At 53.7% G+C, this 25999-nt stretch carries 27 protein-coding genes and 2 pseudogenes; 2 read left to right on the top strand and 27 right to left on the bottom strand.

The window, feature by feature from the left end; genetic code table 11:
- From mobF to AXW79_RS08025, 27 genes and pseudogenes are all read right to left on the bottom strand, one after another.
- On the bottom strand, positions 1 to 1349 hold a 1349-nt coding region (gene mobF, locus AXW79_RS08145), incomplete at its 3' end, for a MobF family relaxase (RefSeq protein WP_155395642.1).
- Positions 1350 to 3512, bottom strand: coding sequence for a type IV conjugative transfer system coupling protein TraD (traD, locus tag AXW79_RS08140; protein WP_011899434.1), 2163 nt, complete (start codon positions 3510 to 3512; stop codon positions 1350 to 1352).
- A 58-nt stretch (positions 3513 to 3570) separates the two neighbouring features.
- On the bottom strand, positions 3571 to 4305 hold the full coding sequence (traT, locus tag AXW79_RS08135; protein ID WP_005322181.1) for a complement resistance protein TraT: 735 nt from the start codon (positions 4303 to 4305) through the stop codon (positions 3571 to 3573).
- A 21-nt stretch (positions 4306 to 4326) separates the two neighbouring features.
- Complete coding sequence (gene traS / locus AXW79_RS08130; RefSeq protein ID WP_011899433.1) at positions 4327 to 4896, bottom strand: conjugal transfer entry exclusion protein TraS; 570 nt, start codon at positions 4894 to 4896, stop codon at positions 4327 to 4329.
- The gene (traG, locus tag AXW79_RS08125) at positions 4893 to 7736 is read right to left on the bottom strand and encodes a conjugal transfer mating-pair stabilization protein TraG (protein ID WP_063639068.1); all 2844 of its coding nucleotides are present in this window, start codon (positions 7734 to 7736) and stop codon (positions 4893 to 4895) included. Before traG ends, traS begins: the two co-directional genes overlap by 4 nt.
- Positions 7736 to 9100 carry a conjugal transfer pilus assembly protein TraH gene (gene traH, locus AXW79_RS08120; protein WP_011899432.1) on the bottom strand — a complete coding sequence of 455 codons (1365 nt, stop codon included), beginning with the start codon at positions 9098 to 9100 and terminating at the stop codon, positions 7736 to 7738. The genes traG and traH overlap by 1 nt, the downstream gene beginning before the upstream one ends.
- Positions 9087 to 9623, bottom strand: a complete 537-nt coding sequence (gene trbB, locus AXW79_RS08115; protein ID WP_011899431.1) for a type-F conjugative transfer system pilin assembly thiol-disulfide isomerase TrbB — start codon at positions 9621 to 9623, stop codon at positions 9087 to 9089. Before trbB ends, traH begins: the two co-directional genes overlap by 14 nt.
- Complete coding sequence (locus AXW79_RS08110) at positions 9620 to 9958, bottom strand: hypothetical protein (RefSeq protein ID WP_011899430.1); 339 nt, start codon at positions 9956 to 9958, stop codon at positions 9620 to 9622. Before AXW79_RS08110 ends, trbB begins: the two co-directional genes overlap by 4 nt.
- On the bottom strand, positions 9958 to 10677 hold the full coding sequence (gene traF, locus AXW79_RS24045) for a type-F conjugative transfer system pilin assembly protein TraF (protein ID WP_274607365.1): 720 nt from the start codon (positions 10675 to 10677) through the stop codon (positions 9958 to 9960). Before traF ends, AXW79_RS08110 begins: the two co-directional genes overlap by 1 nt.
- Positions 10678 to 10788: 111 nt before the next feature.
- Positions 10789 to 12216, bottom strand: a pseudogene (locus tag AXW79_RS24040) (conjugal transfer protein TraN); the annotation flags it as partial.
- 12 nt (positions 12217 to 12228) lie between these two features.
- The gene (locus AXW79_RS23695) at positions 12229 to 12591 is read right to left on the bottom strand and encodes a hypothetical protein (RefSeq protein ID WP_005320894.1); all 363 of its coding nucleotides are present in this window, start codon (positions 12589 to 12591) and stop codon (positions 12229 to 12231) included.
- Between the two features lie 17 nt (positions 12592 to 12608).
- Complete coding sequence (trbC, locus tag AXW79_RS08095; RefSeq protein WP_005320896.1) at positions 12609 to 13217, bottom strand: type-F conjugative transfer system pilin assembly protein TrbC; 609 nt, start codon at positions 13215 to 13217, stop codon at positions 12609 to 12611.
- 9 nt (positions 13218 to 13226) lie between these two features.
- Positions 13227 to 14216 carry a conjugal transfer pilus assembly protein TraU gene (traU, locus tag AXW79_RS08090; RefSeq protein WP_005320898.1) on the bottom strand — a complete coding sequence of 330 codons (990 nt, stop codon included), beginning with the start codon at positions 14214 to 14216 and terminating at the stop codon, positions 13227 to 13229.
- Positions 14213 to 14827: a type-F conjugative transfer system protein TraW gene (traW, locus tag AXW79_RS08085; protein ID WP_231112221.1), complete on the bottom strand. Its 615-nt coding sequence runs from the start codon at positions 14825 to 14827 to the stop codon at positions 14213 to 14215. Before traW ends, traU begins: the two co-directional genes overlap by 4 nt.
- An 11-nt stretch (positions 14828 to 14838) precedes the next feature.
- Positions 14839 to 15276, bottom strand: coding sequence for a type-F conjugative transfer system protein TrbI (trbI, locus tag AXW79_RS08080; RefSeq protein ID WP_011899428.1), 438 nt, complete (start codon positions 15274 to 15276; stop codon positions 14839 to 14841).
- A complete protein-coding gene (traC, locus tag AXW79_RS08075; RefSeq protein ID WP_005320903.1) occupies positions 15264 to 17849 on the bottom strand; it encodes a type IV secretion system protein TraC in 2586 nt (861 codons plus the stop codon). Before traC ends, trbI begins: the two co-directional genes overlap by 13 nt.
- Before the next feature lie 10 nt (positions 17850 to 17859).
- A complete protein-coding gene (traV, locus tag AXW79_RS08070; RefSeq protein ID WP_005320906.1) occupies positions 17860 to 18411 on the bottom strand; it encodes a type IV conjugative transfer system lipoprotein TraV in 552 nt (183 codons plus the stop codon).
- A gap of 11 nt (positions 18412 to 18422) precedes the next feature.
- Positions 18423 to 19751, bottom strand: coding sequence for an F-type conjugal transfer pilus assembly protein TraB (gene traB / locus AXW79_RS08065; protein WP_005320909.1), 1329 nt, complete (start codon positions 19749 to 19751; stop codon positions 18423 to 18425).
- Complete coding sequence (gene traK, locus AXW79_RS08060) at positions 19738 to 20466, bottom strand: type-F conjugative transfer system secretin TraK (protein ID WP_011899427.1); 729 nt, start codon at positions 20464 to 20466, stop codon at positions 19738 to 19740. Before traK ends, traB begins: the two co-directional genes overlap by 14 nt.
- A complete protein-coding gene (gene traE / locus AXW79_RS08055) occupies positions 20453 to 21019 on the bottom strand; it encodes a type IV conjugative transfer system protein TraE (RefSeq protein WP_011899426.1) in 567 nt (188 codons plus the stop codon). The genes traK and traE overlap by 14 nt, the downstream gene beginning before the upstream one ends.
- Before the next feature lie 2 nt (positions 21020 to 21021).
- Positions 21022 to 21330, bottom strand: coding sequence for a type IV conjugative transfer system protein TraL (gene traL, locus AXW79_RS08050; protein ID WP_011899425.1), 309 nt, complete (start codon positions 21328 to 21330; stop codon positions 21022 to 21024).
- A 14-nt stretch (positions 21331 to 21344) separates the two neighbouring features.
- A complete protein-coding gene (locus tag AXW79_RS08045) occupies positions 21345 to 21656 on the bottom strand; it encodes a type IV conjugative transfer system pilin TraA (protein WP_011899424.1) in 312 nt (103 codons plus the stop codon).
- 89 nt (positions 21657 to 21745) lie between these two features.
- The gene (locus AXW79_RS08040) at positions 21746 to 21949 is read right to left on the bottom strand and encodes a TraY domain-containing protein (protein ID WP_043144975.1); all 204 of its coding nucleotides are present in this window, start codon (positions 21947 to 21949) and stop codon (positions 21746 to 21748) included.
- A gap of 218 nt (positions 21950 to 22167) precedes the next feature.
- Entirely contained in the window at positions 22168 to 22800 is a 633-nt protein-coding gene (locus tag AXW79_RS08035; protein ID WP_005320933.1) for a helix-turn-helix transcriptional regulator, read from the bottom strand.
- Positions 22801 to 23309: 509 nt separating this feature from the next.
- Positions 23310 to 23576 carry a hypothetical protein gene (locus AXW79_RS22810; protein ID WP_129712403.1) on the bottom strand — a complete coding sequence of 89 codons (267 nt, stop codon included), beginning with the start codon at positions 23574 to 23576 and terminating at the stop codon, positions 23310 to 23312.
- Positions 23577 to 23840: 264 nt separating this feature from the next.
- Positions 23841 to 24146 (bottom strand): hypothetical protein, encoded by a 306-nt coding sequence (locus tag AXW79_RS08030; RefSeq protein ID WP_005320934.1) that lies wholly within the window; start codon positions 24144 to 24146, stop codon positions 23841 to 23843.
- Positions 24146 to 24898, bottom strand: a complete 753-nt coding sequence (locus AXW79_RS08025; protein ID WP_231112214.1) for an AAA family ATPase — start codon at positions 24896 to 24898, stop codon at positions 24146 to 24148. Before AXW79_RS08025 ends, AXW79_RS08030 begins: the two co-directional genes overlap by 1 nt.
- 90 nt (positions 24899 to 24988) lie before the next feature.
- Here AXW79_RS08025 and AXW79_RS08020 point away from each other — a divergent pair, with 90 nt between their 5' ends.
- Positions 24989 to 25225, top strand: a complete 237-nt coding sequence (locus AXW79_RS08020) for a hypothetical protein (RefSeq protein ID WP_005320938.1) — start codon at positions 24989 to 24991, stop codon at positions 25223 to 25225.
- 358 nt (positions 25226 to 25583) lie between these two features.
- Positions 25584 to 25999, top strand: a pseudogene (locus AXW79_RS23290) (hypothetical protein); the annotation flags it as partial.

Genomic DNA, 25999 nt, shown 5'->3' with positions numbered 1-25999 from the left:
GTTTGGGCCATGCCACCCCGCCCGGACAGGATAGCCAGCGGGGCCTTGTCCTGGGCCAACACAGAGTAGGCGTCGGCATAGGGGCGATCACGCGGGGTTGCCCGCTCGGCAAAGGTGGCTATCGGGGGGCGCTTGTTGAACTCGTTGGCCAGCTGGGCGATGGACAATTCGTTGAGCAGATGGATATCGGAGGTGAAGATCCCTTTTTCCTTGTCGAGCGGGATGAGGCGCTCGCGCCCAATCGCCTGCTCGATACCCTCGCGGGCCTGGGTGATCAACCCCTGTTCGGCAGGGAGCTGGCTCACCGTGGCGGCCAGTAATTCGGAGTAGGAGAACTGTACCTTTTTATCCGAAAGTATGGATATCGCCTGGCTCACGGCTTGGGTGATATCCGTGCCAGCTGGCGTGGGGACGGTGTATCCCTGGGCACGTTCGTCGGCCTTGGCGAGATAGAGGGGCAGTTCAAAGCCTGCTTTGCCCAGGCGATCACGCCAATCGGCGATCAGTAGATCGGGGTCGGCAACCGCCTTGTCCTTGCGGGTATCGAGCGCTGCGACATCGCGGGATTTTGGTGAGGCATCGGGGCCTACAGCCTCGTTGATTTGCTGACTGCGCTGGCTGAATGGTTCTGTCGGTACTCCCTTGAGTTCCCACATACCATGTTTGCCGGTGACTTCGGTTTCAAAGCCCATCGCCTCGATGTCCTGGCGCAGGGCGTGGCGGTACACCTTGCCTATGGCTATCTGGTTGGCGAGCATGGCTTCATAAAAACCGTGGTTGGTCTTGGTGTCACTGGCCAGCGCCCGCCATTTGCCCTCGGCCCAGGTGGCGTTAAGCACTAGCGAGTGGGTGTGAAGCTGGGGATCGAGTTCGCGGGAGGTGTCGTGGGTGTAAAGGCCCGCCACGATGTTGCCGGTGGTCTCGGTGCGCGATACCCCATCGGTCATGATGCGGGTGCTGGCCAGCGCCTCGACCTCCTTCATTGCCACCGCCACAGCGTGATGGTGGGCGGCCAGAAAGCGCTCGTCACCCGCCACCAGTGCCATCACGGAGACACTCTTGGGGGCCGAAAACGTCAGGTCATAGCCGGTGCGGTGAGTCTGCTTGCCATCCACGATGCGCGAGAGTTCAGTGCCATCGGGGAGTTTACCCTGGGCAATGGCATCGAGGGTGGCCCCGTCAATGGGGCCACTCAGTCCAAGGCGGTCGGCCCCGTCAATGGGGCCACTCAGTCCAAGGCGGTCGGCCCCTTCCCCCATCCAGACCGATTCGAGCTCGCCCATGGCGTAATAGTTTTCCTCGGCAGCGTAGTAGGCCGCGCTGCCCTTGATGGTGGAAAGTGACAGCATTTACATAAACTCCGGCTCGTCACCACCCAGCTCTTGATGGTGATGGTTAATGTTGACCTCTTCGCGTCGCGCTGCTTCTTGCTGCGTCTGTGCGGATTTCTGGTACTCGGCGTAGAGATCCTCGTCGTAAATCACCCCGTTTTCATCGACGCCTGCAGGTCGGGGGTCGCGCATGGTGAGCTCCTGGTCACGACCGGCAGGTGGTTGCGTTGTCGCCGTCTCGGTGCCGGTGTCCGTTGCTTGAACCGCCTGAGCGGGCACGGTCACTGGGGTTGGGGGCTGCGCGGTGGCGTGGGTCACTATCGAAAAGGTGGCTGCTGCCTGGGCGGCAACCGCAGGGAGTACGCCGGGGGTGACGTTGTCGAAGATCTTGCCAGTCTCGTTGAGACGCTGGGTGATCTCGTCGTCCACTTCGGGATCCAGGCTGGACTGGATATCCCGCTCTGGCAGGGACTCGGCAATTTTCTCCTTCTTCACGAATTTGAGTGTCATGCGCACCACCGGGAAGTTGCCAGGTAATGTCACGAAACAGTCCAGGTTGTCGAGCATCTGAATGTCGGTGTAGCTGACAATATTGACGCGCTCCTCATCCTTGCCAAACGAGATACCGTCACGCACCTGATCGGCACCGAAACTGGTCTGCTCGGAGAACTTCTTGCGCACGGTTTCGCCGATATCCTCCTCGACAAATTTGGCGACGGAGGCAGAGGGGGAGCGAAAGAAATACTTGGTGTTGAGCAGGTCATACATGGCCTCGGCAAATTTATTGCCGTAAATCTCCTCGAGCTGCGAGTAGGACTGGAAGCCCAACGCAAAACAGCCGCCGAACTTGCGGGCCTCGGCGATGATGAACGGCAGGCTCGGCAGCTTGTGCAGGGAGGGCAGCTCGTCATAGAAGAACCACACGCGCCGGTAGCGGTTTTCGCCCATTGATAGCAGGCTGTTGGCGGCAATGCTGAGCCACATCGAGATCAAGGGTTTGAGGGATTCGTGGTGTTTTTGGTTGGAGGTGATGAACAACCAGCCATTTTCACCACCGTCACGGACGCCCTGCATCCACTGGCGAATGGTAAAGGGTTTACCTTTGCGCTCAATGCCCTGCAGATAGCGCATCGCCTTAACGTAGTTGGTCAACACGCTTCGAATAGAGATGGCGGTTTTTTCTATCTTGCCGTCAACCAGGTTGGCTGCGGGCGTCCCTGCCAGAAACTCGCGCAGTTTATCGAGGGTGATGGCCAGGAGGGTGCGCAGGAACAAGTTATAGCTGCGCCCTTTTTCAGTGCGCAGGCGGTGGGCACCTTCGGCAAAGATAGTGCGGGCCGAGCCCTGCCAGAAGGGGTCTTCCGAGGAGCCCATCGGAATAAGGGTGGTGGCTGCCGATTCGAGATCGGGCAAGGTCTGGCACTCTTCCCACATATCCCAGTTGGCGCAGCGTTGATCCAGGGGGTTAAGGATGATGTCGCGGCCTTCCTGATAATACTCTTCGACAAAGGTGCAGCCCTTGTCATAAATAATGACCATATCCCCGCGCTGACGGCACTGGTCGAGAAATTTGCGCATGAGCGTCGATTTACCCGAACCCACGGTACCATGCATGGCGAAGTTCTGAATTTCGCTGTCTTTGATAATGGGCAGATCATCCACGATGATATCGGAGGCTACTTTTTGGCGACGCATCATGCGGGCGACTTTTTTCGGGTTGTCACTCAGGGTGCGCCCGCCGGTTATCTCGTCTTCACTCTGCTTTTTGCCCAATATACCAATATACAAATAGAACAGCAGGCCAGCGACAAACACGATGATCATCGAGGATAAAGCGGCAATAATGAGTTCGTTCTTGAATAGCTGTCCGCAATAGACCGTGTAGGCATCACTCAATATCTGCTTGGTGTTGTAGTGCAGGACGCGCTCATAATATTGGATCTTGTAGGTCGGCGGATTGGTCATGAATTTATGCAACGGTTCAATGGTGGTTGCATACCAGTACATGAGACCGTTGATCAGGTTTTGGGTGCTGACACGATAAAATAAAATCGACCCGGTCAGGACAATAAAGGACAAAATAAGCCAATAGGATAGAATGTTGTTTATTTGCAGGAACATGCGCAGACGCATAAACGCGACTTGCCCGCCCTGCGTCACATCGCGGGTGTTTAAGCTCATGATATTGCCTCAAGGATAGGGGGGAGGAGCTCCCCCTGATATTAACCGTCAACAGGTCTTAGAATATGCCAGCGCCCGATTTTGAAAGTTGGTCTTCCAGTGCCGTTTTGGCGTCTTTAAATTCCAGATTCATCTGGTTGGCATTGCTCACTACGCGGGTTTGATATTTATGGCGATCACCCTGGGCGGTGCTGGTTTGCACTTTACCGCCAGACGTTCCCTGTTTGAGCATGGCAATGTTATCGGTGGTCACGGTGACCCCCTTGGGAGCTTTCTCAGCAATTTGCAGGTCGGTGACCATGGTGTAATTGGTATCTTCCACCATGGCATCGGCGGCAACCCCGACGAGCGCCCCGACCAGGCCCGCGCCCAAAGCAGCCCCGCCAGAGGAGCTATTATAGCCGACCACCCCCGCAGCAGCCGCAGCGCCAAAGGCCCCGGCACCATATCCGGATATGAGGGTGTTTTCGGCATCCCGCAAATTCATTTTACCCACCGAGAGGACGTTTGCCTGGATCCAGTATTGCGCCGTGTCCGGGTTGGTGGAGATGGTCATGCCCTTGTTCTGCAAGGCCTGACGCAACTTGGGCTCAAGGCTCAGATCTTGCTCGGTACTGGTGTTGCGGATCTGCAGGTATACGGTGCGCTCTGCGGCGGGCTCCAGGAAGATGGTTTCGCTCATCTTGGTTTGCACATCGAGATTGCGTTTGGCTACTGCGGTGTGTACGGCTGAGCATCCTGCCAGACCGAGCATGGAGACCGTCACCACGGCCAGAACTGTTTTTTTCATCATTGTTGTACTCTCTTTTTGTTGTTAAATATCTAACCCTTTCAATTGTTCAGGATCTAACTTATCACCGTCTCGCCATGCTTTGATCACCGAGCTAAAAACAGCGAGATCATAGCGACCCAAATCGACAAAAGCGATGAACCAGATAAATACTAATGCCACAAGTTGCACAGCACAGGATATTACTGGAGATAAGGCTGACATTTTTATGCATACGCCACCGACAATGTTAATTACAACCCAAAGACCCACATAAAACATGGCTTTATGTTTTGTTAGTCGGACGATTAAGCTGTTTTTTCTTATTTCCACTGGCATGGAGAGATATTTTCCTCGCATGCTGGTTAGTGTAATGAAAATCATAAAACCTAAAAACAATGTACCACCGACAGAACCGTAAGCATCGGTTCTCGCCATTGAGTTATGATGCAAAATAGGAAATGCAACATAAATTTGCCATATAACCATGCCAAGCAATACGATTATGCCTGGTCCCGCACAAGAGAAGAAGGAGGGGATGGTCACCTCTTTATGTTTCAATGTAGCGACGATAAAGGCAATGTCATCATTGATTGCTTTTTTAGTTATCATCATTTGTCTTTCTCCTTATCAAGCAGCTCGTTGGCTTGTTTAACTGCTTCGGCTGATCTGGGATCTTCTTTATCTTGGTTTACAACAGCTGCTGCATGCTTACTTTCAAAAGTATCGGTAGCTTGTTGTTGTTCGGTTTGAATATGTTGGCGATCCCTTAATATATCATCCTGAGCATGGCTAATCGAATCATTATTTCGTGAAATAACCTGACCGTTATCACCTATTTGACTATCAACCCGTTGCTGTGTGTCATCGGCTATTCCCGCCATATTGGCCAGTTTATTAAATTTATCCGTGTGACTGGCCATCGTATTGTTGCCTGACGGTCCTTGTGGCTGAACGGTTTCCATGCCGTCAGTGAGCGATGAGCGGTGTTGTTGATAGTCTCCTTCTACCCGCGAGCGCAGTGTGTCTTCCATAAACTGGCCTGCCAGCTGCTCGCGCTCAGCGCGGACTTCCGAGCTGGCGGTATTGGTGAGCAGTTCGTCCGCCTTGGCCGGGGCGTGTTGCTGCACGTAGCCGACAAACTCCTGGGCGTAGTTGCTCTGCATGTTGGCACTGGTGGTGTCGCTACTTGACGCCATCTGGCTGTATTCGTGGCTGCGATTCAGGCTCGAGGTGTATTGGCTGTACTGACTGTCAGCCACGCTCAGGGTTGCGCCCAGCTGGTCAAGCTGAGTATTGGCGGTGTTGTCGGTCTGGCTGCCAGAGTGCGACACGCGGTAGCTTTGCACCATGTCCTTGCCTTGGCGGAAGTCCTTGAGCTCCTGACTGGACTGGTCGGCAGAGTGATCCCGGGTTTGTTGTTCGCCCTGGGTGGTGCTGTCAGTGGAGCCGTTGCTCCAGTTTTTGCTGGTACCAGCGTATGCGCCTACACCTGCAGAGGCACCGAAGGTCCAACTTGCCAGCTTGCCGATAACCGCCTTGTCTGAATCGATATCGCCATGCACTTTGCCTCCGACATGAGCCTCGCCTCTGGTCGACTTGTCCATCAGCTCGTTAAATGCCTGGTTTTCACTGATGTTGTTGCGGGCGGCATAGGATTGGGCCGCCGAGACCATCATGCTGGCCCCTTTTGTTTGTGAGGTGGACTGGCTACTGTCGGCGCCGGTGGTCATGCTGCTGCTGTTGCCTGACTGCGTCGAGAACTGCTTGGCCTGGTTAAAGGCACTGTTGACCGCATGGTTGTACCCGGCGAGTGAACTTTCGGCCTGGGTTTCACTCTCTCTGGCGAGGCGCTGCGCCGTACTGCTCATCGCCTTGCCAAAGTTGATATCAACCGGCAGTTTCGACATGGCCGGGGATGAGTTATAGACACTGCCACCGCCCGCTGTTTGCGTCACCAGTGCGCCGTTATTGGTCTGGGCGGTCATCTGGCCATTGGCAAAGGAGGAGTTGGTGTCCCACTTGCCGCCCGTCACGTTGTCGGTCTGCATGTTGTTAAACGACCAGTTACCATCGACCGCTTGCGACGCCGATTGTGTCGATGCGCTTTGCATGGCATTGCCCAGATAGCTACCGGCTTGCGAGACCGCACTGCCCATGCCCTTCACAATGCCGTAGGCCAGGAACGGAATGGACAATGCCAGCCAGCCTGCGGTGGTGCCAATATCGGAATATTGCTGTTGTACCTGGGAAAGATTGGAGAGGGTGACGTTGATGCCGCCCGAGGATGATTTCAGGTAGAAGTTCATGGCGTTGTTCAAAATGGCGAACAATATTGGCCAGGTCTGCAGGTACGCGAGGGTGAAGACATACCCCTTGAGCACTTCCAGGGTGAGCACACTCATGATGGCCAGCAACATGACGATGGGGAACAACCCAATCATCATGCCAAACAGCACGGTTTGCATGATGGGCAAGGTGTGGGTCGCCATGTTGGCCCCGGTGGCTTGCGACATGCGCAGCTTGGCAAAACTGGACTCGGTAGAGAGGTTGACCAGGCTGGCGGTATCGCCGTTACGAGCACCGTAACTGGTAATACCCTTGCGCAGCGCACTCATCGTCACGTTCTTTTTCATGATCTCGCTGGCGCTCTGACCGCCACCATAAAAGAAGCTGTAACTGTCGCCCATCATGGTGCCAAAGAGGGTGGTGGCATTGGGTTTGCCGCCAAAGAGCTTGTGCACATAGTAAGACCACGTCTCTCCACCGGGGGCGCTGTCGAGGTTCATTGCGTTTTGTAACTGGCCCGCTGCCCATTGGCAGGTCTGGAAATTGCCGTTTTGGTCATAGACCCCGCGCAGGGGACTCGGGCGGGAGAAAATGAGGCTGTATGGGTCTGGACTTCGCATCAGATCGTCCAGGCTGTATTTGTGATTGAGCATGATGTCGCCGACCACGCAATTTTGCACATAATCGGAGAACAGACCGGCAATGGCCGGATTGGTCGACATAAAATCGGTGCTGCTGCCGACCAGATTGGCCCCAAACAGCATGCCGGTTTTGTTGTAGGTCATGGCGTCAGGTTGGTGAAAGACCGTCTCGTAAGCGACGGTGATGGCGTGACCCACCGAACTTATCAGGCTGGCGGGCAACACCAGCCCCACCGGCACGTTATCGACCTGATAGACGGCGGTGGCGTCGGAGATGTCAATGACCTGCACAGACCGTTTGCTCCCGAGCAACACGCCGGTGACCAGCACGAAGGCGGCGACCCACTTGAGCGTGGTCATCAGATCGTGGGTGCGCACATAGGTGATGGCGGCGATGATCACCGACAAGATGGTGGCCATCTTGATGAGGTAAACCCAGTCTCCGCTGGACTGGGTAAACGCCGCCACGGCATTGAGCGAGTCTCGAAACCATGCCCCGCCGCTGATGGTGTAGATAGTGTCCATTATGATCCTGCGCCCCCGAATCGGTAGTTGGATTGATAGCGTTCCAGCAAGCGGCTGGAGAGCTGCTGGCGCATGTAGCTCATCTGTCTGTCCACGACCATCAGCGCACTTTGATTGATCTGGACACGCGATTGCAGCACGGCGATGTTCTGGCTGGACTGATTAAGACTTTGATGGAGTTGTTCGATGGCAGGCTCAGGGTAGTTGCTGCTGCCCAGCATGATCCTGGCTTGCTGGATCAACTCCTGCAGGTACTGCATGAGAATGTCGTAACTGATGTAATCGGAGAGCTGGTAGAGCAGGCTGTTGGCCACCCCGAGTGATTGCGGATCGATGAGGTATTTCAACACTGGCACGGAGGTCGAGCTGATAAAGCCCTTCTCCTTTTCGGTCAGGGGCGAGTCGGAGATCGCCTTGTTCTGGATGCTGGTCAACATGGCTTTCACCTGGCCGCTCAGGGCGTTGGCCTCACTGATAGAGACCGGTCGAATGGACGGGTTAAGGCACAGCGAAGTGGTATCGCAGGCGTAGATCTTGGCGCTGCCACCATTCATCATCGCCTTGATGATGTCCTCATTGGTGGTGAGCGCGACAAGCGGTTTGATCTCGCCTTTGTCATCGAAGATCAAGGTGCCGGTCAAACTCATGGCAAACTCTTTGAGCTCGAGGTTACTGCTGAACAGGCCATTTTTCCCCAGGGACTCCCACATCAGGTTTTTGTTTTTCAGCACCTGATCCTTGTTTTTGGCGTCTGCCTTGTCGGTCACGCTGCCATATTGGCCACCGAGGGTACAGCCCTGGCGGGAGGCGGCCCAGTCGCTGAACAGGTTTTGTTCCCCGGAGATGTCCTGGCAGATCTTCTGCTGGCTGACTGCAGTTTTTGGCCATAGCCCGCCAACGATGCCTTGTGCCGCCTGGCAACTGCTCATGTTCATGGAGTTCACATCCGAGGCGAGCTTTTGCAGAAAGTCTTTGGCCTGCTTCATTTCCGGCACCGTGGTTTGCAGGGCCAGATCGAAAAAGTACCCGGCAGCATTGCCCATGATCTGTTTGACGAAACGTTGGAGCTGGTCGCCGGTGATATGGGAAAACGAGCCCAGATAGGCATCGATGCCGCCGCACCCGGCATTGAGGCTGGGTACCTGCATCGAGAACAGCTGCACCTGCTTGACAGCAGTACGCATGTAAATAGAGCCGCCGCTGGCATAGCCTGCGGCCTGGCCTTGCCAGGCATGGGGCATGGTGGTGTTGGTTTCAAAGCCCAGCTTGCCGAAAAAATCGTTCAGGTCGCTGTTCACATCCGCATTGACGGCGGTGCTCAGCAGCATCAGGGCGGCATAACCGAATTGTTTAACGGGTCGCATGGCGGCCTCCTATGCTCAGGGCTACCTGAAACACCTCATCAAGGCGCGTCATAAACACATCCGCGGCGACCGCGCCCTGAAACATCGGGAAGGTCATTATGGTGTTGACGTTGACCAGGAACACCGTGGGGGTAGCGATGGGCAGGCCGTTGTTAAAAAACTCGACCATCACATCCGGCCCAGCCGGTAGCGCAGCCGGAAAGGCGGCGTCGCCCCGACCGTCCAGCGAGTAGGGGAACACGGCGATCCCGGTTTGCTCGCTTATCTGTTTAAGCACCGGGTCAAACTGGTGGCAGTAGGAGCAGGTGGACTGCATGAACAGCACCAGCTTCCAGTTTTCAACCCGGACGGCGCGGCCATCGCTTAACCGAAACGGGGGATGGTCGGCAGCCCGCGTCTGGGCCGAGGTGTCCTGTCTAGCCGCTTTGGCTGCATCGAGGCGGGCGATATCATCCCAGGTTGAGGCGGTGGCGCTCAAGCACAGCAGCCATGAGGTGAGTACAACCGTGCGAAGTGTGTTCACAGGCTTTCCCCCTGCGTGAGGCGCTCGCGGAAGTGCGTGCCAACGGTCTGGCAAAAGTCGACCTCATACCAGGCAAGGCAGACCTCGGAGGGCATGTGAGAAACGGCAGACATGGATCCCGCGACCCCTCCATCGGTGATGCGGGGGTGGCCTGTGTCGGTGTGGGTATACCACTGGGGATAGGTCTGCCGGTCGAGGATGGCCTGGTGCTGATGCGCGTCATCGGGACAGCAGATCCCCATAAAGGCGACATAGCGCCAGTGTGCCTGCTCCAGCAGCGTGAGTTGTGCGATATCCAGCAGTTGCAACTGCTCCAGTGCTTCCAGGTCGTTCATTAAAATTCTCCTTTAAAGCCGGTGGCGACATTTAAAAACTGGCGCGATAGATCGTCCGGGGTAATAAACCCGTAGGCGAGGGGCCGATAGGTATGCTGTTTGGGATCAACCAGAAAGATCGCAGGGAAAAACTTGATGCCCATGCGTTGGCGTTGTCCTGCATCCAAACGGGACGTTGGCAGCGCAGGATTTAATACGCCATCCACAGAAACCGGAATAATGCTGATATTGTTGTCTTTGGCAAAATTGGCAATGATGCTACCCGCGAGATTGTCCAGTGGCATTTGACCTCGATAGAAAAAGAAAATGCCATATTGCGAGGCCAGCTTGGCAATAGCGGCCTGTTCTTTTTGCTTGTCCATGGACAGCTGCTCTTTCACTGTGCCGTTGTAATGACTGTATTTGAGGTTGTAATCGAGCTCTGGGTATTTGAGCATGGCCGACTTGGCGCTCTGGGAAAATTTCCCCGCCCGCTCAGTCCAGAAATTTTGCCAGCGCATAAAGCGAGCGAAATTATCTGGCGAGCTATTCAAGATGGCATTATCCAGCGCTTCCTGAGTTGCTTGCTGATAGGCTTTTTTTAATTCGCTGGCCGATTTTTGTTTCGGGGCCGGTGCCTGCGGTTCGGTATTGTCCTGGGGCTCGTTATACCACTGCCAGCCCTGCGGCTCATTGCGCTCGGGGGCTGAGATGGCGGCAGAGACCGGCATGGCCAACATGAGCATGGCGGGCAACATCCACCCCCACTGCCGCGCTACGCTTGCCTGCTGGCTCGCTCGGTGTGGAGAACGGATACCACACCTCAGAGCCCAGCCTGATATCTGCTGCTGGACGCGCTGGAGTAGCGCATTGTCCTCGGGGACAGTGGAGCCGTTTTGCAGGTCTTCGTAAAAGTTACTGAAGTCGAGGTTGTCGAAGTTGATTGCCTGGAGTTGCTCGACGGTGATCCCGCGACAATCAGGTGAGGATGCGCCACCAAAGCCGACCCCGAGCTGCCACTGTCGCCCTTGTTGCTGGACGATCTGCGCCAGTTTGGAATCAAAGACACAGTAGCTGCGCTTTTTCTCGACGCAGACGCCAAGCACTTTCTTGCTGCAGAACTCGCCGATATCGATGGTGAGCTTGCGCTGGCGCGCCTCGCCAAGGGCTTTTTCCTCGCTGCTGCAGCTGGCTAATCCTATATCTTGACCCCAGCCTGAATCCTTACAGCAGTTACTGAAGCCAGCTGCAAATTTTTTACAAAATTGGGCCTTTCCTGTGAATGCACGAACGTCTGCGCCATTGAGTTCTGCAACGTCCTTGCCCGCTGCAGCAACGGCTGCCAATTCAGAGACGGCCTTTTGAAAGGCGTTGTTTTTGCCTGCCTCCGCCTGTGCGCAGCTGCCGTCCTTACAGAAGAACGTCCCGCCGCACATAACACCGGAACCGGTGGTTTTGTGCTCGCAGGAATAGGTCAGGTTTTCATGCAGACAGAAGCCATCGAGCTCATAAGCGCACTGTCGATTGGCAACGGTACAAGCAGGGTCATTGATATATTGACTGCATGAGCCTTCGCTTTGAGATTGAGTCAAATAAGAGTCTTTATAAGCCCAGCAATCGCTGTACATCGTGTAAGGCTTACCTTCTACATAAATAGTCCTGTTACCGCCTGGCTCGGTACATTGGGAGCCGGTTAATGCGCCCTCGGCTTTATCAAATGGGCAACTTTCTCTCCAGACTATTTTAGGGCTAAATGTTTGGTCGTTTACGGTGATTGTGGCCTCAACTGTATAGGTATAGTAATCACCCTCGGTAAAATATCGATATAAGTATGAGGCCGCACTACCGGTTGAGTGGTTTGATCTCATTGTTCCTGTATACGTAGCACCGGCAACCACATTCATTCCCGTCGCACCGGGTAACGGGTACGCCCCTGTTGACTTAAATTCTGGATAAAACGAATTAAGAAATGAAATTGAGGTTGGGTAATGTGTCCAATTCCTATTTCTGTTGAAGTGAAGTTTTGCGTAACGCATTGTTCCTGACACTGGCGCCGTGAAACTGAATGTTACGTCTGAGCCTGATATTGCGTATCTGATTGCACTGTGTGGAATGGTGACGGGATAGTCATAGGTCGAGCCTACCCAGTCACCTTCTATGGTTGCGGTGCGGGCGCAATATTGGTCTACCCGCGTATCCCGCGAGCAAACATGGTTGGTGTATTCAGTACTTGTCACCTCTTGTTCAACGCAGCCATCAAAACTGCCGTCTGTCACGCTTTCGGCATTGTCCTAAGCATCAGTACCCACAGAGATGAAAGGTGCATCCATGCTGGGTTTGTTGTCGGATGGTGTATTCAGAATGGACTCGGTAATGGCTTTACCTGCGTCTGATTGGTTCAGGGCGGCATTACCTTGTGAAGTCAGATCGGTCGAGGTGTTGGTGACGCCCCCGTAATAGCCTGACTCAGACGGTGCGTTGGTGTAGCTGGGTAGCGAACCGGCAGGGTCAAAGCCGCTAATTGCGGACTGCTCTTGGCCTTTGATGCCTTTGGCAAACTCGCTGCCCTGGTTGTACTGCTCATTAGCGGTAACTGGGACAGAGAATGACATCGCAGCCAAAAAAAGCGTCAAGAGCGGGCGAGAAAATGTCATTGGATTGCTCCTTGCGATTAGGGGTGTGCGGCCAAGATGGCTTTGGCTGTGTCGGCACAGTCACCGGACTCTGCGATCTTGGTAAGGGCTTCTCGCAGGGCGAGGTTGCCAGCAATGCGGTCGTATTGGCCGTTGCATGTAACAACAAGGGCAGGGACTGCGTTGATGCCGTAGGTGCCAAATGATTTGGGGTCAATCTGGACGCCTCCGCGTTTGTCTTCGTTGACGAGGCGCAGCACTGCGTTGGCGGTCTCTCGCATGTCGCCCTTTACCATTCCCCGTAAGGTGGCGGGGATGCCAAAAGCATCAGCATCGAGGATGAGACGTTTGAGCCCTTCCTCGGGGATTGAGAAGGAGACAAAGTAAAAGGCTTGCGGGGTGGGTTTACCCTGCGGTGTTTGCAGATCTCGCTGACGAGCAAGTTGGTTAGCCCACTCGGTGTTCTCTGGTAGTTGACGCTGATTTGCTTGATGGCCAAGAGCGGTGGCCTGTTGCATTTGTTCAGGTGAAGGCGGATTGGCAATCAAATCATCAATGAACCGCTGGGTATCGACAGCGGTCAGCTCGCTGGCTTGCAGGGGGGAAGCCAACAAGATCAATAAAGCGCTAAGCACGTAGGTTCTCATCAGTATTCCTCACAAAAAAACACAGTTGCGTTTGCGCCATAGCAGATAGCCGAAATTTTTCCGGTCATTAGGCATGTTGTGGCCGGTTCCCCAGCGGGTAGTGGTGCGGCCAAATGGATGGCAGGCTGCCACATCGGGGTGCTTGTTAACCATTTGGTAACGCCAGCGTTCTTTGGGAACGATGGCTGAGGGGTACTCAAAACAGACGGCACGGTCTTTGCCGATGGAATTCATGACCATGCCCTGGCGGTGCAACTTGGCGGCCATCCGCTCGGAGAGCAGAATGGAGGATTGCATGGGGCTGAACTCATTGCTGACGTAGCCGGTGAAGGGGTACATGGAGCCGTGAGCGCCCGCACACCAAAAGAGTGCGTCGATGGGCTTGCCAAAGGCACTGGCCATGGCATCGGCAGCGCAGGCCCCCTGGGCAATCACGTTGTTAAACAGCATGGCCTCGGGGCTCAAAATGAGTGCGATAGAGGAGTCATTCCAGGTCGGATCCAGCTCGGACAGATAGCCAATATCCATGTCGCCGCCCTGCAGACAGCCCATACTGGTGATGATGTTGAGCCAGTAGGTCAACGGGTACTTGTACCAGTGAACATGATAGAAAGCGCCCGGGGCATCTTTATCACTTTGGCCAGCTGTGCCGGTTCCTACCTTGCCCACTCCGAGGCTGATACCACCCATGTTAACCAGGCAATAGGGTGCTCTGGTCACATCCGTAAGGGCCATTGGCTCCCAGTAACCGATGGCAAGGCCAACACGGTAAAAAATCCCCATCGGGCAGATTTGGATGGGCATTGAGGGGTTGCTGGTATCGGGTGCTGATCCGGTGGAGACCGCGATGCTTCCAATGGAGATCGGAAACAGACATTCCCAGCAGATGTCTGTGATGGGGTTGACAAAACGGCCCTCGCATTCGACTGCAGAAGCACGAGCAGGGGGGCTGTTGAGCGCTGCAAACAGCAGCAGGGTCAGCGTAATGCGGTAGATCATGGCGTCTGCTCCAGCGCGTAGGTATCGATCTGCAGGCGCTTGCCATTGGGGGCCGCATGTACCGCCGCTGGAACGGCAGTGAGAGCAAATTTTTGGCTGAGTACACCCTCTTGGTCGAAATAGATGCGGGTATCGAGCTGCTCAGTCGCTTTGCGAATATCCCCATTAACGAGAATGACTTTGTAAATAGGTGTTGCAGGACGTTGGTTGCGCATCCAGGCGATTTGTCGATCGTCATCGGCATCAATGAAAAAGAGAGTTTGGAGGAATGGCACGGAATCAAGGGGGTTAACCTTGTCGCCCTTGCGTGCAAAAACGCGACCCTCGTGATCTGCGAGATCCTGTCCAACCACGAAGGTGGGATCAATGAAATGGGTACTGTTCTGGGTAGCAAGCTTTAACCCCCTGACGGGAGCTGGTCGCAGGCTGTTTTTGATCACCCGCTGCTTGAATGCCTCCTGTTGCTCGGCAAGTTCGCCACTCTCCTGCATGGCCTGCAGGCGGTCATGGATAGTGGTCAGCATATCCGGCTCGGTGATGGGGTAGAGATCGCCCCAGGTGCCCAGATTGGCAGCATGGGCCTGACCACCGAGGGCCAGGGCGATGTACACGCAGGCGGCCCTCATTGCGCCTCCTCATGCCAGGTGGTGGCTGGCTGGGCAAGCTGCGCTCGCATCCGGGTGGCGATGTCGTGCTGGATAGTGCGGGTAATGTCATCGGCCCCCCGTACCACCGAGGGGGAAACCAGGATGAGCGCCCGGTGCTCCTGCTGCCAGACGGAGAGGCTGGCATCTAGCGCCTGGGTAAAGCGGGCAACCAGTTGCTTGCTTTGCGCTTCGGTCAGGGACTGGCTGGCCGATTGCTCCATGAACTGATCGATGGTGCCCTTCATATCAAAGGCCACCGGGGTTGGCGTACGGTGCAGGGCCAGCCAGCCGGTTGCAGCCAGGTTGAGGGCGGTCAGCACCGCCAGTGCCAGCATCCATCCCCTGCCTGTGCGGCGGGGGGCGCTGGTTGCGGGGGCGTTGTCCGTGGGCGGCGGGGGAATTAATGGTGCCATGATGCAAGGGCCTCCATCTCGTCGGGAAAGCGCAGCAGTGCCAGCTCATAGACCGCGTCGTGAATGTCGACGCCTTCGGCTCGGCGCTGTTGCAGAAACTCGAAGTCCTTGCCGTTGGAGCTGAACATGGCGCGAGAGAGGGGGTCGACAAACAGCCGGTGGAACGAACTGGTGTCATTGATGCGCAGCATGAAGGAGCTGAACCACTGATCCTTGGCATCGCCAAAGCGGCTGATGGCCAGGCGCTCGAGCTCGCTGAACTGATTGGGGCGGTTCTGGTTGTAGATCTTGAACTCGCTCGCATCCTGCTTGAGGACGACCTTGAACGCCGAGTTGCCCCAGGCCGCTTTGGCGGCACTGCTGGCGTCATCGGCATCAAAGTCTTTGATGTTTTGCGAGATGGTGATGAACGAGCCGGTATGACGGCGCACGGTGCGATAACCGGTTTCGATGAACGACCCCACCTTGTCGTTTTTGAAGTTAAGGAGTTTCCAGCCCTCATCGATGCAGCACACCTTTTTCAGGCTGCGGTCGGAGCGATACATCTTGTCCTCGATATAGATGATGAGCGAGAACATCACGGCGACCAGCAAGGAGGGTTTGTCCTGCAGGCCACCGAGCTCGAGCACCACCATGTTGGCATCGTCCGTCAGCGAGGGGCTGTCTGAGTTGAAGAACTCCCCGTAAATACCGGTTGAGCAATATTTGCCGAGCAGCTCGATGATCTCGTCCATGCGCGAGGTGATGGAGGCCGAATTGGCATAGTGCTCATGGTCGCGTTCGGTTTTTAAAAACGCCACCACATCATCGATACGGGCTTTTTGTTGCTTGACGTTCCAGGCGTTGAGGATCCCGCGTAGCAACAGATCTTCATGCACTTCATCGAGCTTGCCGTTAGGGCTGGCCAGTACCGACAGCTGATCACGGATCCGCTCACCGGAGGCATGAATATTGGTGATGTTGGCAAAGGGGTTGAACTTGAGGTTCTGGCCGTCGAGATAGGTCCCGCCGACGTTTTCACAAAAGCTCTTGTAGCCATCCCCCATGTCAAATACCCAGACCGAGCCGCCCGAATCGAGCACACTGCGCAAGATGGGTTGCACCAGGCCGGTTTTACCGGCCCCGGAGGTCCCGCTGACCGCCATGTTGTAGTTGGTGTTGCCAAGGCCCGTGTCGAAAATATCGAGAAAGGCCAATTGGTTACGGTAGGAGGGGGCGAGCAGGCCACTTTGGCACAGCCGGTTATCGGCGACCAGTGGCAGCAGGTTGACCGCCTGAGTGCTTTCGGCGCGGGAGGTGGCCCCGGAGGCTTTCAGATCATCCCACAATCCCTCACCGGCACAGAACGGGAACATGGCCAGGTAGTTGCGCATCTGCATGAAAACCGGGCTGTAGAGGTGCAGGCCGTTTTTCTTGAAGGTGTTGATCACCTGTTGTTCACAGATGAGGGCCGCCTCTTCATCATCGGGACAAAATGCGGTCAGGTTGAAGAAATAGCGCACCAGACAGCTGCTATTGCTGTTGAGGTTTTCCCGCAGCGCCCCCCACTCCTGGGCCTGTTTGCCCACGCCGGGAAAGAGCTTGCCATAAGGGGAGTTGGCCTTTTTATCGAGGTCGAAGAATTTGCGAGTGGCTTCGTTTTGGGTGGACACCTGCTCCTCGGCTTCCAGGGTCATGGTCAGCACAAAGGGGCTGGCCACGCAGAGATCGGGGCTGAGCAGGTTGCTGATGTTATCCCCCCCTTGCCAGAGCATGAACAGGTCCGGGTTTTGCTCCAGCATGAAATTCATGATCCGGGCACGGGATTTTTGGCCATCACCCGCATCCAGGGTTAGCAGCAGATAATCCGGTTTCACTTCGAGACTGGTGCTGCGGTCAAGGCACTGAAAATTGAGTTCATCGTACTGTTGGAGGTTTTTGGGCGTGGCGATGATCTGCTCGGGCCGGTGGTTGGCCATCTGGTTGATGATGTTCACGAATGCCGTCTGGTCTACCTGCGCGGTGGCGATCTTGGCGGATTCCAGGGATGCGCGAACAATTTTGAGCAGGTGGCTCAGCTCGGTAATCGCGGTCTTGTCGAGTTTTTTGGCTTTGGCGCAATAGGAGATATAGACCCGATAATCGCGCAAGGTCAGCGGCAAATTGGTGGGGCTGCCGAACCGGCCATGGGCAGCGCTGTGGTAAAAGGCCCGCGTGATGCGGTTAAAGCGCTCGGCATGTTTGCCTTGCCAACTGAATTGGGCAATGCCGTGATCAATCTGGTCACCAATAACCTTGGTCGACACCAGATGCACCGAGATAGGCACCTTGCGTGGCAGTTTGCTTTTGACCAGATCATCGAGCACCTGGACGATGTGCTCATTAGCCCCGATGAGGGGGGTGGCTTCGAGCATAAAGCCGACCGTGCTTTTGTTCACGTATAGCCCGCTATCGGCATCGTAAAAGCGATATGGCAACATACTGGATAGCTGGGGATAGTGCAGGTCGCCCAATATCTTATTGGCTTGCACCGCACCTACCGGTTTTTTGATGGCCGCCAAAAGGCGCTCAACGGTTGCAGTAATAACATCCATAACAGACTCCTTACTTTAACTGCTGCGGTAACTGCCAGGTGCCTGGCGTGACCACAAAGGAGACCCGTCCGGGCTGGTGAAACACGTCGGAGGCATCAATCCAGGGGGCGATCCAGACCGAAGCCGTGGCATCTATCAGACGCAGGGGCGTGGCTTCGCCCAGATTGTCGCAACGCGGCGGCGCACAGACTTCATTGCTCAACACGGGCAACGTAGTGCGCAGCGGTGAGGACGACGGCGCATCGGTGGTGAGCGGGCGCGGCGTCGGACTGATGCGCGCTGACGGGGGCATCGTGGTCGCAGATTGGGCGGGCACGGAGGTCATGACGGGGGTTTCGAGCGGCGAGACAGAGGGAGCTGGCAACTCAACCAGGGCGGGCAACCCGCCCGCAGCCTGCTTTCCCCTGGTGTCCCCTTCGGTCTTTTTGCGGGCCATCTCGTTCGCCTGCTCCATGGTCATGCAACGGTCACTGGTGGTGGCATTGCATTCAAACTCGCTGGCGCTACCCGCACACCCGCCCAGCAGGGCACAGAATACGGACAGGCATAAAAATCGTTTCATGGTGGTTATCCTCATTGATGGAGTGGGGGGTCAACGAGATCGCCCACTTTCATGTCTTTGAATGAACGGGTGACAGTGGGATCGGCTAACACATCGTCCTGTTGTGGCACCGGTGCTTTATTGGCTTTTTTGAGTGCGGCCTCGGCGATGGTTTCGAGCTGGAACCCGTCCTGAAACACCATCGTGACTTCATTGCCCGCACCAATCGGGATGATGGGGTGGTACTGCTCGGCGCGTTTGATGTAGTAGTCAGAGAGGGTTTTGGCCGCCTGTCCTGCGCCGCCGCCTATGCCTGCTTTGGCTATGTCGCCGCCATTCATGGTCGCGGTAGCCCCGATACCCACTTGCGGACTGGCTGATTTTTCGATGCCCTTACCCACGCCATCAATGAAGCCTGCCCCCCAGGCCCAGCCCAGGATCTGGCCGTTACGCATAATGACCTCGCCCTTGATGCCGTTTTTTCCCATGAACGAGACGTGACCGGCGATCTTCTGGTCGATCACGTCGTTGCTCTTTTTACAGCTGATCCCGCGTGTGCGGACGATGGCCCGCTCACTGGAGACATCCCCCCACGCTTCCAGGGTGACAAAACAGCCGGTCAGGTCGTATTCGTGATCGTTTGGCATTTGCACTTTGCCAGTCAGGCGTAGTTGCATCGGGGAGGTGTTCTGCTGGCCGGTGACTGCGGCGTTGGTATCTGCCCCCTCAATGACAACCGCCTTGGCAAATGATCCGGACGGAATGTAGGGGTACCTGGGGGCCTGGCTGGGCTGGTCGTCGTCATAACTGAACGTGGTGGAATCGATGGCATTGACCGGCTGCACCGGGGCCATTGGTTGAATGGTCATTTGCCCTGGCTGGACGTTACCCATGCCGGGATAAAAGGCGGTTGGCGGCGGGATGTTGCCGTTGGCCATTTGCGCCGGATTTGCCGAGCTGGGGGCGGGTTCGCCAGTGGGGGCCTGTAGCGAGGGACCGGAGGCGGTGGCGGCTTTGAGCTCCTTGTTTTCGGCTTCCAGTGAGGCCAGACGCTCCTGATCATTTTTGCGCTCACGGGACATCATGGCCATTTCTGTGCGCATGGCGGCCAGCTGCTGGCGCACTTCCTTGTTGATGAGCTGAAACTCGGTGACAGCCGACTGCTGTACCTTGTCATCAAATTGGGCATTGACGACCCCGGTCATGTCTGGGGCTGGTTCGCTTTGGGCCGCCTTGGCGGCGTTGCGCTGATCCATGGTGGACAGATACCACCCACCCGCACCGCCAGCGACGACGATCAGCGCGACGGATGAGGCGAGCATGATCTGTTTGCGCTTGGTTATCGCATTAATGTTGGCCATCGGTGTGCTCCTGTGTGCGGATCACATAGAGCCAGGTCGATGCCCCGGCGATCAGGCGCTGATATCTGGGGTGCACCATGATGGCGCGGGTACCAGGCATCCAGAAATCCGGTTCGCGCAATACCACCGGCACAGAGAGCGGGTTGGTCAGGCGGTAGCGCACAATGTGCAATGCGTTGCCATCCCATGCGGAATCGGGCGTGGCCTGTAACCCGGCGCGAGTGAAGGGGGCTTCTTTGTCGATGCTGGCGGGGCCGTAACCTTCTGGCAGTGCGCGATTGAGCGCAACCAGCATGGATTCGTAGGGCTGGGCGGTTTCCCACACCTTGGCGACCGGGCGGGGTGTCGGGGTGGTGGGAAACAGGCGGTAACTGCGCCCCTCGGTGGCTCGCGGGGTGGCATTGATAGAAAACACCTGGCCCAGCCGGGTTTCGACATAGAGGGTGAACGGCTTGTCGCTGGCGGTGGAGAACAGTGCCGCGCCTGCCTGGGTGTTTTTCTTGTCGGTCAACAGGCCCGCTGCGCTGCTGATGTTGGTCACGCGATCACCGGGCACCACGATCAGGTTGGGATTAACATTGCTGATCGGCAAATCCAGGTGTCCACCTGGCGAAAAGGTCAGGGTAACCGCGGTGGCGGCCATGGTGGTGGGGGCGACGGCGAGCACCAGGAGAGGGAGCCATCGCCATGGATGAAACGGCTTACGGTTTGTCATTTGTCACCTCCCAGAATTTAACGATGCTGGTTACCCCGTTTTCATAGGCGATCTGGATTGAATAGTCTTTTATTTCAGACTGGGGTTTGCCATTACCAATCCAGGTTTTAAGCACCCCCCGGACATCAATGCGATTTTGGGCAGGGAATACCAGGAGTCGGGTTTGATAAAAGGCCGAGTTCACCTCGTTGCGCTTTATTTGCTGGGCGTCCTTGGCAAGGACGAGTTTAAAATCCGGTTGCGCACTGCTTTTCACGTAGCCGAGCAAAAAATCATGCTGGGCATCGACGGTGGCGGGGGAGACATTCAGCCGCAGCGCCATAAACGAGAGCGCCATCATTTGCATGTGGGAGGCGCTACTGTTGGCCTCGGATATCACGAACGGGGCGTTATATGCCATCGGTGTGACAATTTTCTCCCTGTGTGTGGAGAGATATCTATTCTGGACGACCAGAAAAATGGTCGATATCAGGCTAAGCGTCAGCAGTAGCAATAGTGCGACAATGACGATAGCGACCATCTTGTTGGTTGAGTCACGAGCTGATAATTCCATTGTTATCTAATCCATTGCCGAAAACTGGAGTCAGGGATGGTTTTGAATACCACGCGAAAAAGGGCGGTCGGGAAATACCAATAGAGCATGTTGTAGAGCCACATTGACCCTCGCCCTTTTTTTGCTGTGTTAATCGCAAACCAAATCAGCGCCGCCGCACAAATACCCAGCATTTGGCTGCCCGCATAAAGTCCCCATGCGAGTGGAATAAATGTGGGTATTGCTTCGTCATACGGTAATCCGAGGAAGCGACGCTGTTCACTCAAGGTTTTCGGAAAGCGGTATTTATTAATACTGTCTTCCGATTGCATAGTGCCACCCGATATTATGCGGCCAACTGGAAGCCAACAGTGGTGAATACAACCACGATAATGACACCAAACAGCAGCAGCAGGTTTTTGGTTTTGATATAGGAGGCAACCCCGATAATTACTTCAGCCAAAATGATCCACTTGGCGACGGTCGAGTTGGCCCCAAAGGTATCGTTGACGGTACCTGATTGCCCAGCCAGCATGTCGACAGCATGAGCCTGACCGAAGGTAAGCAGGGTCACCAGGACCGCGACCGCCATGAGTGCCATGACCCGCAACAGGTGTTTTGGGTTGAGTTGTGTCCGTTCTTGAAGAGCTACATTCATACAAAAATTCTCCATGTGAATTGTTATGTTCGGTGCATTAATCGCACCGATACAAGACTCCCGATAACCAGAGTCTTGTATCTGGGCGACTAATCATTTGCCCCACTTGTCTTGACTGGGAAGCGCTTACCCTCGGTAGCTATATCTGAAAAATGCATGAGGTGATCTCGGAGCCTCAATGAAGCCTCCTGCACCTTGGTTCTACCAGAGCGTTGAGCTGACTCTGTTAGAAGCTTATTCAGGTCGGCTTGGAGCTGAACAACAGTGCTTGTATCTCTATATTTACCTGACATAGTGATCACCGTGAAAATCAATTCAAATTCCAAATTCCAAATTCCAAATTCCAAATTCCAAATTCGAATTGATTTTCCCATAAATATTCATGAGTGCAAAAAGAAGCAAAAAAAACCTATGAGATTATCATAGGTTTTTTAAATGATGAGTTATAGCTAGATATTAGAATGTGTTTTTTCTTTTATTATTATCCAGTTTTCAAAATGTTAGCTCAACACTACCTCTTAATGACAAATGGAATAATATCTTGCAACCCCCTTGAGTAAGCAGCGTCCTTTAACTCATTAGTGGTATTGACGCAAAATTTTCCTTTAATGTTTGAAATGTGAAAATCGAAGGCGGAAGTACTTATCTTGGCCAGACTTGCAATCTGGTTTCGTTGGAATCCCTTTATGAAGTAGTAGAGTACAAGGGACTCTTTTTTTGTGAGATTCATGCCGTAGTCTGCAACTCTGAGAATATCACTCGTGCCAGAAAGGTTACAAAAGTCGATATCCATATCAAGGGGGAGTGCTGTGGCTATGGTTCCCTTGGGAAGCCCTGTGCGATCATAAATGATCTTTTTCTGGGTTACGAGGTTCGCTCTTTTTATACCAAGTAGAGGCTCAATAACGTTATAACTAAGACCTGAAAGAATATCTTTTTCATGTGATATATAGATTTTGGCCTGTTCAGACCAGGGCATATCAAAGTCACTAAGCCCAATCAAATTTTCTGGCGGCAGACCAGAAAAAATAGAGAAACCACTGTTAGATGCAACAAATCGATGCTGGATATCCTTGACCAAAAGGATTCCAACATCATGCTTTATAATTGGATTTTTCAGATAAAACTCTATCGTATTGTCCATGAGTTAATCCTATAAATTCAGTGAGCAAAAATTAGAGTATGCAATGTTTTTATATTCGCCCCTTTCAATATATAATAACGGGATGAATGAGTGTATTTTACATTTAAATAATTCATCAACAATAACAGAAATGTCGCCAGCCTGATCGTATATTTGAAATACACCGTGTGTGTTTTTTTAATTTTTAATTTAAAGTGGGGTAAACAGCTGGAATGGAGGAACTTCTCGCAAGCATCTGTTTTCCTAATCGCTGGTAAGGACGTTTCCAGCAGTCGTTGCTAGGCTTAGAATTCCTTAGAATGTTTTACCTCTGCAACGGTACAACCCTAGATATAGCTTTTCTAGGAGCACTGTGCCCCTTGACTTTTTGAAATAAACTTTTGGAGGGGGGGGTAGCTGTTAACGCCGTAGTCATTGCAATGGTTGAGGCTAATCTAAGCTAGTTGTTTGATTTTAAAAAAATAATTGGCTTGGGGGCTTTTTTGTATGGCCCAAGCCAAACTAGTTTTTTAAAAATTAAGGCGCTCAAGAACTGCAAAATAAAGTCGGTTGTGCACAACCACCCGTATAGCTTGCACGGAATGTAAATCAAGTTCTCTTTTAGCTCGGTGCAACATATCAGCTACTTGCTTCCTCGATAAGCATTTAAAAATACCAATGATATCGGCCTGAGTTGCCCCCGCTGCATAAAGCAGTACGACCCCTGCCAGCTCAGATGGAAGTTCAGGAAATAATCTTTTAAAACGTTGAATTTGAATTTGATTAACTGAGTTCATTAGATACCCCCGTTGGTATCAAAAGGGGGGTATTTTGAATCGTAGCGGCACCAATGAGGGTCAATAAGAGCCCATTGGTTATGGGGGCTGGATAGAAAGGCGAATGCCAACAAGTCGTTTGGGCTGCTGGGTGCTTCTAAAACGCGAACGTGAAGGGTACTATGTTGTATAGCTCATTCCTTGGGGTTACAAGGTTTGGGTTAGCTGCCATAGAGTGTTCTCAGCATTCTATGGCAGCGATTAGTCTGACTTCGTTATATCAGGTCAAGCTCTGTCATCTGGAGCATTAGGGCTCATCTCAACTTCTGCAGCTAACTTCAAAATGGCCCAGCGGATCACGTTAAGTTTGGTTCGTCCAGTCTTGTTCGCGAGTGAGTCGAGCTTGGAATACTCAAACTCGTTAAAAGGTACTCGAATAGCTTTGAATTCTCGCTTGGCGTTAGGGTTAAGAGTAGCTTTTTCTTCCTGTTTTGGCTTCGTGTCTCCACCATCAGCACCTGAAGCAAAGGCCTCTATCTCTTCTTGTGTGGGTTCGCGTTTTGTACTTGCCGGCTCTCTGCGTTTTACCATTAAAAAATTTCCTTCATCAGAGAGTGAATATCCTGTGCTGCTTTAGGATTACCCATCTCCACTACGCCCATGCCTTCGCTCATGGCATCTCGGAATACTTTTCTGTCCCGGATTATCGTTTCAAGCAACTTAATTTCCGGGTAGTCCTGCAAATATTCTCGTGCTTCGTCTGCTTCATGAACTATTGGGTTGGTTGGAGCCATAGTCAGTAATCCGTATACAAGCAATTCTGGATTAAGGTCTTTAGCTTGGGTGATAATTTCTTGGAGGTTGGGCAGCGTGTCTAGATCTGGTTGTGATGGACGAAACGGTACTAATAGGACATGTGCAGCAGTCATACCTGTACGTAACTCCCGACTGTCGCGGCCAGCCGCATCGACGATCACATACTCATAGCGCTTATCCAAGTCCTGAAGCGTTTCTCTAATGTTCTCGTATTTCTGCACACAATGAACAACAGAAAGAGAACTATTGGTGGATCTGTCCATTGCCCAGTTGGCTGCCGTACATTGTCGGTCGGCATCAACCAGAACGACATCTTGGCCATTTTTCGCTAATGTTGCACAAATATTCACGGCTGTGGTTGATTTTCCACAACCTCCCTTTTGACTGCCTATAAGAATGATCATTGATACCGTTCCTGTACTATTTTGGTGCTGTTTATACACCGATCCGGTACTCTTTTTATACTGTATCGGTGCCGTTGTAGCAAGCACTAAATCGGAACCTTTTTGGTACCAAAAAGGTTCCATAGTATCTTTTTGCTTGATCCATACTGTAAAATGTCGAGACAATAGTGTATTGTTGTCGTAATTGATTGCTTTGCTTGTGCGAGGGATGGAGTGGAAATAAAGCTTCTGAGAAGATTGTTTCAGGAAGGTCTGTTGCTGGCGGCAAGGATACTGCCTGCGCCTGTTGAGCCTGGAAAATACGTTCTGGTTTTCGATAAGGCCAACGGGGGCGAAGAGCAGATCACCAAAGCGCGAGACAATGAAACAAAAGTATATAAGCGGCTGAATGGCGCGCTTCAGGACGCCCAGGATATTGGATTCAGAGAGGTCACTATTCGCTTTGACTAGACACTGAACGAAAAACCCGGCACAAGGCCGGGAATTAGGTGAATGCTAAGAGATTTGGCGATCAGAACAGCATTCGAGAGCAAATATAAACATAATCATGGACGTTGTTATGAGCTTCTAACCAGAACGTAATCACTACTGATTTTTTCACATTCCTACGAGTGGAACGTGTGAATGCTCTGTGGCAATAATAGCACTTCAATATTTTTGTGCAAGCCGCTGCCATTTCTCACTGTCCATCGCTGGTGTTTTTTTGACCTTTTGGAGTTGCGAATATGGCATTGCTGAACCGGTTGCAGTACTGCAATTTGAATGGCGTCCTTGATTTTATGGCTCCTTGCGTTGCACGGAGTATAGGGTGCCGCATTTAGATTTGCAGGCATTCAAGCAACCCTCTCAAGAGGGCATAAGCTGCGCTGCTGACACCAATTTGCCAAAAGATGCCGCATTCATGTGGGGCAGAGCCCATTATCCGCACCCTGGGAAATGGCTCGGCTCGGGGAATCGGTGTGGTCACAAGCCATCCTCTCCCGCATGGCATCTCTTCAAGGCTCCGGAAACGAAAAAGCCCCTCCCTTACTTCATTCAGGAGCTGATCGAGCGGGTGCGCCACTATTACGCACAGCCTACTTTGCTCCCGACTTTGGCCAACCTGAGTGGGAAGGTCAACAAGCTAAGCGGCAAGCCTCGCCAGAATCGCAGTGAAGCTCGTGAGGCCGAGTGCCTGGTGCTAGAAGCGCTCCTTTCACGAACTGATTTTGCCAGCCTGCGGGT

Origin of the sequence: Aeromonas salmonicida subsp. salmonicida, assembly GCF_001643305.1 — a bacterium.
Classification (GTDB): Bacteria; Pseudomonadota; Gammaproteobacteria; order Enterobacterales; family Aeromonadaceae; genus Aeromonas; species Aeromonas salmonicida.
Note: the sequence above shows the minus strand (reverse complement) of the source record. Positions and strands in the feature narration are given on the sequence as shown.

Excerpts from the sequence above, each read along its gene's own strand:
- trbC (WP_005320896.1), bottom strand. The coding sequence starts at position 13,217 with ATGAGAACCTACGTGCTTAGCGCTTTATTGATCTTGTTGGCTTCCCCC.
- AXW79_RS08040 (WP_043144975.1), bottom strand. The coding sequence starts at position 21,949 with ATGTCAGGTAAATATAGAGATACAAGCACTGTTGTTCAGCTCCAAGCC.
- traD (WP_011899434.1), bottom strand. The coding sequence starts at position 3,512 with ATGAGCTTAAACACCCGCGATGTGACGCAGGGCGGGCAAGTCGCGTTT.
- traH (WP_011899432.1), bottom strand. The coding sequence starts at position 9,100 with ATGCGACCCGTTAAACAATTCGGTTATGCCGCCCTGATGCTGCTGAGC.
- traU (WP_005320898.1), bottom strand. The coding sequence starts at position 14,216 with ATGATCTACCGCATTACGCTGACCCTGCTGCTGTTTGCAGCGCTCAAC.
- traF (WP_274607365.1), bottom strand. The coding sequence starts at position 10,677 with ATGTTGGCCATGCCGGTCTCTGCCGCCATCTCAGCCCCCGAGCGCAAT.
- traE (WP_011899426.1), bottom strand. The coding sequence starts at position 21,019 with ATGGAATTATCAGCTCGTGACTCAACCAACAAGATGGTCGCTATCGTC.
- traC (WP_005320903.1), bottom strand. The coding sequence starts at position 17,849 with ATGGATGTTATTACTGCAACCGTTGAGCGCCTTTTGGCGGCCATCAAA.
- traS (WP_011899433.1), bottom strand. The coding sequence starts at position 4,896 with ATGATGATAACTAAAAAAGCAATCAATGATGACATTGCCTTTATCGTC.
- AXW79_RS08030 (WP_005320934.1), bottom strand. The coding sequence starts at position 24,146 with ATGGTAAAACGCAGAGAGCCGGCAAGTACAAAACGCGAACCCACACAA.
- AXW79_RS08035 (WP_005320933.1), bottom strand. The coding sequence starts at position 22,800 with ATGGACAATACGATAGAGTTTTATCTGAAAAATCCAATTATAAAGCAT.
- traV (WP_005320906.1), bottom strand. The coding sequence starts at position 18,411 with ATGAAACGATTTTTATGCCTGTCCGTATTCTGTGCCCTGCTGGGCGGG.
- AXW79_RS22810 (WP_129712403.1), bottom strand. The coding sequence starts at position 23,576 with ATGAACTCAGTTAATCAAATTCAAATTCAACGTTTTAAAAGATTATTT.
- trbI (WP_011899428.1), bottom strand. The coding sequence starts at position 15,276 with ATGGCACCATTAATTCCCCCGCCGCCCACGGACAACGCCCCCGCAACC.
- traL (WP_011899425.1), bottom strand. The coding sequence starts at position 21,330 with ATGCAATCGGAAGACAGTATTAATAAATACCGCTTTCCGAAAACCTTG.
- traT (WP_005322181.1), bottom strand. The coding sequence starts at position 4,305 with ATGATGAAAAAAACAGTTCTGGCCGTGGTGACGGTCTCCATGCTCGGT.
- AXW79_RS08110 (WP_011899430.1), bottom strand. The coding sequence starts at position 9,958 with ATGAACGACCTGGAAGCACTGGAGCAGTTGCAACTGCTGGATATCGCA.
- traG (WP_063639068.1), bottom strand. The coding sequence starts at position 7,736 with ATGGACACTATCTACACCATCAGCGGCGGGGCATGGTTTCGAGACTCG.
- AXW79_RS08025 (WP_231112214.1), bottom strand. The coding sequence starts at position 24,898 with ATGGAACCTTTTTGGTACCAAAAAGGTTCCGATTTAGTGCTTGCTACA.
- traB (WP_005320909.1), bottom strand. The coding sequence starts at position 19,751 with ATGGCCAACATTAATGCGATAACCAAGCGCAAACAGATCATGCTCGCC.
- AXW79_RS23695 (WP_005320894.1), bottom strand. The coding sequence starts at position 12,591 with ATGACATTTTCTCGCCCGCTCTTGACGCTTTTTTTGGCTGCGATGTCA.
- AXW79_RS08045 (WP_011899424.1), bottom strand. The coding sequence starts at position 21,656 with ATGAATGTAGCTCTTCAAGAACGGACACAACTCAACCCAAAACACCTG.
- traK (WP_011899427.1), bottom strand. The coding sequence starts at position 20,466 with ATGACAAACCGTAAGCCGTTTCATCCATGGCGATGGCTCCCTCTCCTG.